The sequence below is a fragment of the Pseudomonas sp. RW407 genome (assembly GCF_003176655.1).
GTDB lineage: Bacteria > Pseudomonadota > Gammaproteobacteria > Pseudomonadales > Pseudomonadaceae > Pseudomonas > Pseudomonas delhiensis.
Genome location: NZ_QGSL01000029.1, coordinates 668,827 through 675,927 on the forward strand (window position 1 = coordinate 668,827; position 7,101 = coordinate 675,927).

General features: G+C 70.1%; 7 protein-coding genes. 5 read left to right on the forward strand and 2 right to left on the reverse strand.

The features are described 5' to 3' along the window. Positions 1–154 precede the first annotated feature (154 nt). Together DK254_RS34295 and DK254_RS03890 are read left to right on the forward strand one after the other, a co-directional pair. A complete protein-coding gene (locus tag DK254_RS34295; RefSeq protein WP_009621884.1) occupies positions 155–310 on the forward strand; it encodes a hypothetical protein in 156 nt (51 codons plus the stop codon). A 178-nt stretch (positions 311–488) separates the two neighbouring features. Then, a complete protein-coding gene (locus DK254_RS03890; RefSeq protein ID WP_109932364.1) occupies positions 489–857 on the forward strand; it encodes a DUF3509 domain-containing protein in 369 nt (122 codons plus the stop codon). Position 858: 1 nt separating this feature from the next. On the opposite strand, the gene DK254_RS03895 is transcribed toward DK254_RS03890, so the two are convergent. Next, positions 859–1,824 (reverse strand): AraC family transcriptional regulator, encoded by a 966-nt coding sequence (locus DK254_RS03895; RefSeq protein ID WP_109932366.1) that lies wholly within the window; start codon positions 1,822–1,824, stop codon positions 859–861. Positions 1,825–1,968: 144 nt separating this feature from the next. On the opposite strand from DK254_RS03895, the gene DK254_RS03900 reads away from it, so the two are divergent. Genes DK254_RS03900 through DK254_RS03910 form a run of 3 tightly spaced genes read left to right on the forward strand, consistent with a single transcriptional unit; the run spans position 1,969 to position 5,380 of the window. Further along, on the forward strand, positions 1,969–2,892 hold the full coding sequence (locus DK254_RS03900; protein WP_109932368.1) for a bile acid:sodium symporter family protein: 924 nt from the start codon (positions 1,969–1,971) through the stop codon (positions 2,890–2,892). Further along, on the forward strand, positions 2,889–3,629 hold the full coding sequence (locus DK254_RS03905; RefSeq protein WP_109932370.1) for a sulfite exporter TauE/SafE family protein: 741 nt from the start codon (positions 2,889–2,891) through the stop codon (positions 3,627–3,629). Before DK254_RS03900 ends, DK254_RS03905 begins: the two co-directional genes overlap by 4 nt. Then, positions 3,626–5,380 carry an amidohydrolase family protein gene (locus DK254_RS03910; protein WP_109932372.1) on the forward strand — a complete coding sequence of 585 codons (1,755 nt, stop codon included), beginning with the start codon at positions 3,626–3,628 and terminating at the stop codon, positions 5,378–5,380. The genes DK254_RS03905 and DK254_RS03910 overlap by 4 nt, the downstream gene beginning before the upstream one ends. 225 nt (positions 5,381–5,605) lie before the next feature. Here DK254_RS03910 and DK254_RS03915 read toward each other — a convergent pair whose 3' ends face one another. Then, positions 5,606–6,961, reverse strand: a complete 1,356-nt coding sequence (locus tag DK254_RS03915; RefSeq protein ID WP_109932374.1) for an MFS transporter — start codon at positions 6,959–6,961, stop codon at positions 5,606–5,608. Positions 6,962–7,101 lie beyond the last annotated feature (140 nt).

A 7,101-nucleotide genomic window follows, 5' to 3' on the forward strand; every position in this document is an offset into this window, starting at 1 on the left:
CCCTTTTCCCTGCCGTTCCTCGCTTAGCCTCCCGCAGGCGGGTTTTCGCGCGACACTGTGTGCATGAGACCGTGCGCATGAATGGATCGCACGCGCCCGCGCAGGTGGGGTCTGAACAGAGGTACGGGCCACGATGCCCGCTGGAGGAATGCCCATGAAAAGCCCCGTGGATACCCCGCACCCCGATCCGGTGGTGACCCGCGAAGCCGATGAACTGGAGGAGCTGGTGGAGCTGGACCCGGTCGACAGCGGCCAGGAGCCGCACCTGTCCGCCGCCCACCAGGAAGGCGTGATCGACGAGCAGCACTGAGCGCCCGGGACCTTGCATTCTGCCGTGCAGGCTTTGTGCGATCGTGCGCAATGCACGCTCACGTCTTCGCTTCCCTCCATCAACCTGCTGATTTGAAAAGAGAAAATTTTCAAGCGAAGCTGGAACGCATGCTGCAACAGCTCTCCCATCGGCTTCACGGATACCAAGGGAGAGCGTCATGCACAACGACCGTAGCCAGGCCCCGCGACTTCTCGGCGAACAGTTCAGCGACTATCGCATCGACCTCCAGCAACGCCCGGATGGCGGCCTGCTGCTGAGGCTGCGCGACAACGAAAGCCGGCGCCTGCTGACCACCTGGGCCATCCCGGCCAGCGAATGGCGTGACCCGACGCGCCTGAACAACTTCATCGAACGCATCCGCCGCGACCTGCTGACCGCCGAGGGCCAGCCCCTGCAGGAAGACCAGGTGGACTGCTTCCGCAAGCGCATCGAACTGCAGACCTTCAACCCCGGCCAGGGCTGCCACCGCCAGCGCAAGATCGTGGTGGCCGGCGAGCGCCTGCGCGCCCTGGCGGCCAACGCCTGAGTCAGTCCGCGCCCTGGCGGAACTGCCCGGGGGTGGTCCCGCTCCAGCGGCGGAAGGCCTTGGCGAAGGCGCTCTCGTCGGAGAAGCCCAGGCGCTCGGCCACGTCCGCCAGCCGCGCGGGGCCCTGCAGCAGCTGCTCGGCCATGGCGTGCAGCACCCGCTCGCGCAACAGCTTGAAGCTGCTGCCCTCCTCGGCCAGGCGCCGGTTCAGGTGCCGGCCGCTGAGGCCCAGGCGTTCGGCGACACGCTCCTTGCCCCACTGCGGGTGCTCGCGCAGCAACCCCTGCACCTGGGCCGCCAGACTCTGCGCGCCCAGGCGCTGCAACTGGGCGTCGGCCAACTGGCGCAGGTGCTCGCGCATGGGCGCGTTGGCCTGGATCAGTGGCACTTGCAGGTCGCTATCGGCGAACACCAAGCCATCTTCGCCTGCGCCGAACCCGGGCAGCAGGCCCAGCAACTCGCGGTAGCTGCCCGCCTCGCCGCGGGCCCCGTGGCCGATGCGCACCGCCTGCGGGCGCACGCGCTCGCCGGTGATCCAGGCGCTCAAGCGCACCAGGCTGGCCAGCACCGCTTCCACCCGCGCCTCGCGGCGCACGCTGTAGCTTGGCTGGTAGGCCAGGGCCACGCCGCCGGCTTGGTGGCGCAGGCTGAACGCGCTGCCCTCGGCGATGATCGGGTAGTACTCCAGCAGCGCCTCCAGGGCCTCGCCGAAGGTCTCGCAGCTCATCAGCAGGGCGCCGACCATGTCCAGGTGGCCGACCTGCAGGGCGCTGCCCAGGCGCAGGCCGAGCAGCGGGTCGGCGCTGGCCGCGCACAGGCCCTCCCACAGCTCGTCCTGGCGCGCCAGCGGGATGCGCGCCTCGCGGCCCAGTTCGCGCAGTTCGGCGGGCAGCTGCAGGCCCAGGCGCGCGGCGGCCTGGAGGATGCCCTGGGCGTAGTGGACGGTGATCGAGGGGCTGTTGGGCATGGTCCCGAAATAACCGGAAAAAGTCCTGATTGAGCCATCAAAGCGCGGCGTGGGGCGGGTATCCTTGCCCATTACAACGAGAAACACAAACGAGCCGCGCATGCCTTGCACCCCCTGCCCCGCGCCCCTTCGGGAGGCGCGCTGATGCCCACCGTCCACCTGGAATTCGCCGGCGCCTCGATGCTGGCCCTGAACGCGATCATCGCGCTGATGATGTTCGGCGTCTCCCTGGAACTGCGCCGCGAGGACTTCGCCCGCATCGTCCGCACGCCCAAGGCGCCGCTGATCGGCATGCTCATCCAGTTCCTGCTGCTGCCGGCCGGCGCCTGCCTGCTGGCCAACCTGCTGCCGATCGACCCGCAGCTGGCCCTGGGCATGCTGCTGGTGGCCACCTGCCCCAGCGGCAGCTTCTCCAACGTCATGACCTGGCTGGCGCGCGGCAACGTCGCGGTGTCGGCCAGCGTCACCGCGGTGTCCGGGCTGTCCGCCGGGTTCTTCACGCCGTTCAACTTCGCCCTCTACGCCAGCCTTGCGCCGGAGACCCGCGCGCTGCTCACGCAGATCCGCATCGACCCGCTGGAGCTGCTGGCCACGGTGCTGCTGGTGCTGGTGGCGCCGATGCTCGCCGGCATGGCCCTGGGCCGGCGCCGCCCGCAACTGGCGCGGCGCCTGGAGAAGCCCATGCGGGTGTTCTCGCTGCTGGTGCTGGCGGCCTTCGTGGTCATGGCCTTCGTCAAGAACTACGCGCAGTTCGTCGCCTACTTCCACCTGTTCTTCTGGCTGGTGGCGCTGCTCAACGGCGTGGCCCTGGGCCTGGGCTACCTGTGCGCGCGGGCCTGTCGGCTGGCCGAGGCCGACGTGCGCGCAGTGACGCTGGAAAGCGGCATCCACAATTCGGCGCTGGGCATGGCGCTGATCCTGACCTTCTTCCCCGAGGCCGGCGGCATGCTGCTGATCGCCGCCTTCTGGGGCTGCTGGCAACTGCTCACCGGGCTGGGCCTGGCGCTGTTCTGGTCGCGCCGCGCGCCATTGCCGGGCCTGGCCGCCTCGGCGGGAAGAGCGCCATGAGCTACGTGGCGCCGGCCCTGGGCAGCTTCATCCTGCTGGCCTACACCCTGGAAGCGGTCACCGGCTTCGGCAGCGTGGTGCTGGCGCTGTCCCTCGGCGCGCTGCTGCTGCCCATCGAACAACTGCTGCCGGTGCTGGTGCCACTGAACGTCGGCCTGACCAGCTACCTGGCCTGGCGCCACCGCCGCCTGGTGCAGTGGCGGCTGCTGCTGGCCACCCTGCTGCCGGGCATGCTGCTGGGCATGGTGGCCGGCTACCTGCTGCTGCCCTGGCTGGACCCGCAACTGCTCAAGCGCGGCCTCGGCCTGCTCATCCTCTGGTTCGCCGCCCGCGAGCTGCAGCGCAGCGCCAAGGGCACGCCGCGCGGCCGGGTGCCCGGCTGGGCGATGCGCCTGGCCACCGGCGCCGCCGGCGTCTGCCAGGGCCTGTTCGCCTCCGGTGGGCCGCTGCTGGTCTACGCCCTGGCCGGCCAGCAGCTGGACAAGTCGCGCCTGCGCGCCACCCTGGTGTGCGTCTGGTTCACCCTGAACGGCCTGCTCACCCTGGCCTTCCTGCTCGACGGCCGGCTGCGCCCGGCCCTGCCCCAGGTGCTGGCCTACGCGCCGCTGCTGCCGCTGGGCCTGTGGCTGGGCGAGCACCTGCACCGGCGCTGCGCGGAACGCCACTTCCGCCTGGCCATCCACCTCCTGCTGCTGGTCAGCGGGGTCCTGCTGCTGTCTCCCTGGAGCCTCCTGTGAGCTACGACATCATCGTCAAGAACGGCCTCTACTTCGACGGCAGCGGCGCCCCCGGCGCCCTGCGCCACCTGGGCATCCGCGCCGGGCGCATCGATACCCTCAGCGCCTCGCCGCTGGACGAGGCCGGCTGCCCGCAGGTGCTGGACGCCGCCGGCAGCTGGGTGACCCCGGGCTTCCTGGAAATCCACTCGCACTACGACGCCGAGGTGATAGCCGCGCCGGCGCTGAAGGAATCGGTGCGCCACGGCGTGACCACGGTGGCCCTGGGCTCCTGCTCCATCAGCATGGTGCTGGGCGAGGCGGAGGACTGCTCCGACCTGTTCACCCGCGTCGAGGCGGTGCCCCGCGAGGTGGTGCTGCCGATCCTGCGGGAGAAGCGCACCTGGCGCGACGCCGCCGGCTACCGCGCCTTCTACGAGCAACTGCCGCTGGGCCCGAACCTGTGTTCCTTCCTCGGCCACTCCGAACTGCGCGTGGCGGTGATGGGCCTGGAACGCGCCACCAGCGGCGCCAGGCCCACCGAGGCCGAGCTGCGGCGCATGGAGCAACTGCTCGACGAAGCGCTGGACGCCGGCTGCTTCGGCCTGTCGGTGATGACCACGCGGCTGGACAAGATGGACGGCGAGCGCGCCTGGTCCAGCCCGCTGCCCTCCACCTTCGCCAGCTGGAAGGAGTTCGCCCGCCTGTTCGCCGTGCTGCGCCGGCGCGGCGCGCTGATGCAGGGCGCGCCCAACGCGGTGACCAAGATCAACGTGTTCGCCTTCCTCTGGCAGGCCCACGGCTGGTTCCGCCGGCCGCTCAAGTGCAGCATGCTCACCGCCCTGGACCTCAAGTCGCAGCCCTTCATGCACCGCATCACCCGCGCCTCCGGCTGGCTGGCCAACCGCGTGCTGCGCGGGCGCTTCCGCTGGCAGACGCTGCCGGCGCCCTTCGTGGTGCGCATCGAGGGGTTGAACATGAACGGCTTCGAGGAGTTCGGCGCCGGCGAAGTGCTGCGCGACATCAAGGACCCGGAAGAACTCTACGCGCGCATCCAGGACCCGGCCTTCCGCGAGCGTTTCCGCAAGGACATCAAGGCCACCCTCAGCCTTGGCCTGTGGCACCGCCGGCTGTCCGACTGCTGGGTGCGCGAATGCCCGGACGCGAGCCTCGTCGGGCGCAACTTCGAGGAGATCGGCCAGCAGCAGGGCAAGGACGCAGTGGACGCCTTCTTCGACCTGGCCAGCCAGTACCGCAACGCGCTGAAGTGGACCACCTGCTACGGCAACCACCGCCCGCAGGTGATGGCCAGGCTGCTGGCCAGCCCCTGGACGCAGCCGGGCTTCGCCGACTCCGGCGCGCACCTGGCGTCCCACGCGCAGTACAACTTCCCGCTGCGCCTGCTCAAGTACGTGCGCGACGCCGAGCTGGCCGGCCAGCCGTTCATGGACGTCGGCCGCGCGGTGCGGCGCCTGACCGGCGAACTGGCCGACTTCGCCGGGCTGGACGCCGGCTACCTCCGCGTGGGCGACCGCGCCGACCTGGTGATCGTCAACCCCGAAGGCCTGACCGACGAGCTGGACGAGGTGAGCGAGGCGCCCATGGAAAACCTCGGGCTGGTGCGCCTGGTCAAGCGCAACGACGCGGCGGTGGAGGCCACCGTCATCAACGGGCGCGTGGCGTACCGGCGGGAAAGCGGCTTTGCCGAGGAGCTGGGCAAGGAACGCGGCTTCGGACGCTTCCTGCCGGGCCGCGAAGTGGTACCGGCGTAGCGCGGATGAATCCACCCACGCCATTCCCCTGTAGGAGCGCGCCCTGCACGCGATTTCGCGGGCAGGGCCCGCTCCTACAGGTTTCCGGGAGGCACGGCATGTCCCCCCCGGAGCGGACCTTGTCCGCGATAGCCGGAACCACCGGAGCGGTTCGCGGATAAGATCCGCTCCTACGCTGCCCCACCCACGCCATTCCCTGTGGCACGAATCGCGGACGGAGTCCGCTCAGGCACGCTCCGCCTGTTCACGAACCAGGCTCGCGCGGTAGCTGCCGCAGCCTTTCCACAACAGCCCTATGGTCAGCAGCGTGGCCACCGCGGAGACGATGGCGATGGACGCCCCCACCGCCGCCGGGTCGCCGAACACCCGGTCGGTGATCAGCGCCACCAGGGTGGTGCCCAGGCCCACCGCCAGCAGGTTGCTGACCAGCAGGAAGATCGCCGAGACCTGCGCGCGCACCTGGTTCGGCGCCAGGTTCTGCATGGCCGTGGTGGAGGTCGGCAGGGGGAAGGAGGCGAAGAACATCGCCGGCACCAGCAGCGCCAGGGACAGCCACAGCGGCTCCACCAGGGCAAACAGGGCCACCGGCACGAGCATGCCGATGGCGCCGATCACGCCAGTGCGCATGGCCGCGTCGCCGTGGCCGCGGCGGGCCAGCACGTCGGTCAGCCAGCCGCCGCAGTACACGCCGGCGGTGTTCGCCAGCAGCAGTACCACGCCCAGGGTGTAGCCGGTGCTCACCGGGTCCAGGCCGTGCTTGCGCATGTACAGCGCCGGGGTCCAGCTAAGCATGGCGTACAGGGCCATGGCGTAGCAGGAGAAGCCCAGGTACAGGCAGGTGAAGGTCAGCCGGTGGCGGCCGAGGAAGCGCACGCCGTCGCCCGGCGCCACGGCCCTGGCCTGGCCGCTGGCGTCGCGGCTCAGGCCCTTGCGCTGCGGGTCGCGCACGGTCAGCCAGATCAGCAGGCCCACCAGCACCCCGGGCAGGCCGACGATGAAGAAGGTCAGCTGCCAGGCCTTGACCTCGCCCAGCAGCGGCAGCACCACGGCGTGGGTGTCCTTGAGCAGGTCGATGACGTAGCCGCCGACCAGGAAGGCCAGGCCGCCGCCGACGAAGGAGCCGATGGAGTAGATGCCCACCGCGCGTCCCAGTTTTTCCCTGGGGAACAGGTCGCTGAACATCGAGTAGGCCGCCGGCGACAGCGCCGCCTCCCCCACGCCGACGCCGATGCGCGCCAGGAACATCTGCAGGAAGTTCTTCGACAGCCCGCAGGCGGCGGTGGCCAGGCTCCAGAAGACCACGCCGATGGCGATGATCCGCGGCCGCGAGAAGCGGTCGGCCAGGTAGGCGATGGGCCAGCCCATCACCGCGTAGAACAGCGAGAACGCCAGCCCGTGCAGCAGGCTGAACTGGGTGTCGCTGAGCTGCAGGTCGGCCTTGATGGGCTCGATCATCAACGCCAGGATCTGCCGGTCCACGAAGGAGAAGATGTACGCCACCATGCACAGGCTGACGACGTACCACTCGTAGGCGTAGCGCCTGGGGCGCAGCTGCGCCGGGGTCTTGGCCTGGGTGTTCATGGGTTCCGCTCCTCTTGCGCCGCTATGGGCGTGTCCGGCAGGAATCCGCCAGGGGCGGGCGAAAGCGTGCGCGGGGCGTGGCACGGGGGGAATTGGCGCATGAGGGGCCTCTTGTTGTTTTGGCGGGCGTGTCGCTACAA

Bases quoted from the DNA above. Each gene is read 5' to 3' on its own strand.
- DK254_RS34295 (WP_009621884.1), top strand. From the start codon at position 155: ATGAAAAGCCCCGTGGATACCCCGCACCCCGATCCGGTGGTGACCCGC.
- DK254_RS03890 (WP_109932364.1), top strand. From the start codon at position 489: ATGCACAACGACCGTAGCCAGGCCCCGCGACTTCTCGGCGAACAGTTC.
- DK254_RS03895 (WP_109932366.1), bottom strand. From the start codon at position 1,824: ATGCCCAACAGCCCCTCGATCACCGTCCACTACGCCCAGGGCATCCTC.
- DK254_RS03900 (WP_109932368.1), top strand. From the start codon at position 1,969: ATGCCCACCGTCCACCTGGAATTCGCCGGCGCCTCGATGCTGGCCCTG.
- DK254_RS03905 (WP_109932370.1), top strand. From the start codon at position 2,889: ATGAGCTACGTGGCGCCGGCCCTGGGCAGCTTCATCCTGCTGGCCTAC.
- DK254_RS03915 (WP_109932374.1), bottom strand. From the start codon at position 6,961: ATGAACACCCAGGCCAAGACCCCGGCGCAGCTGCGCCCCAGGCGCTAC.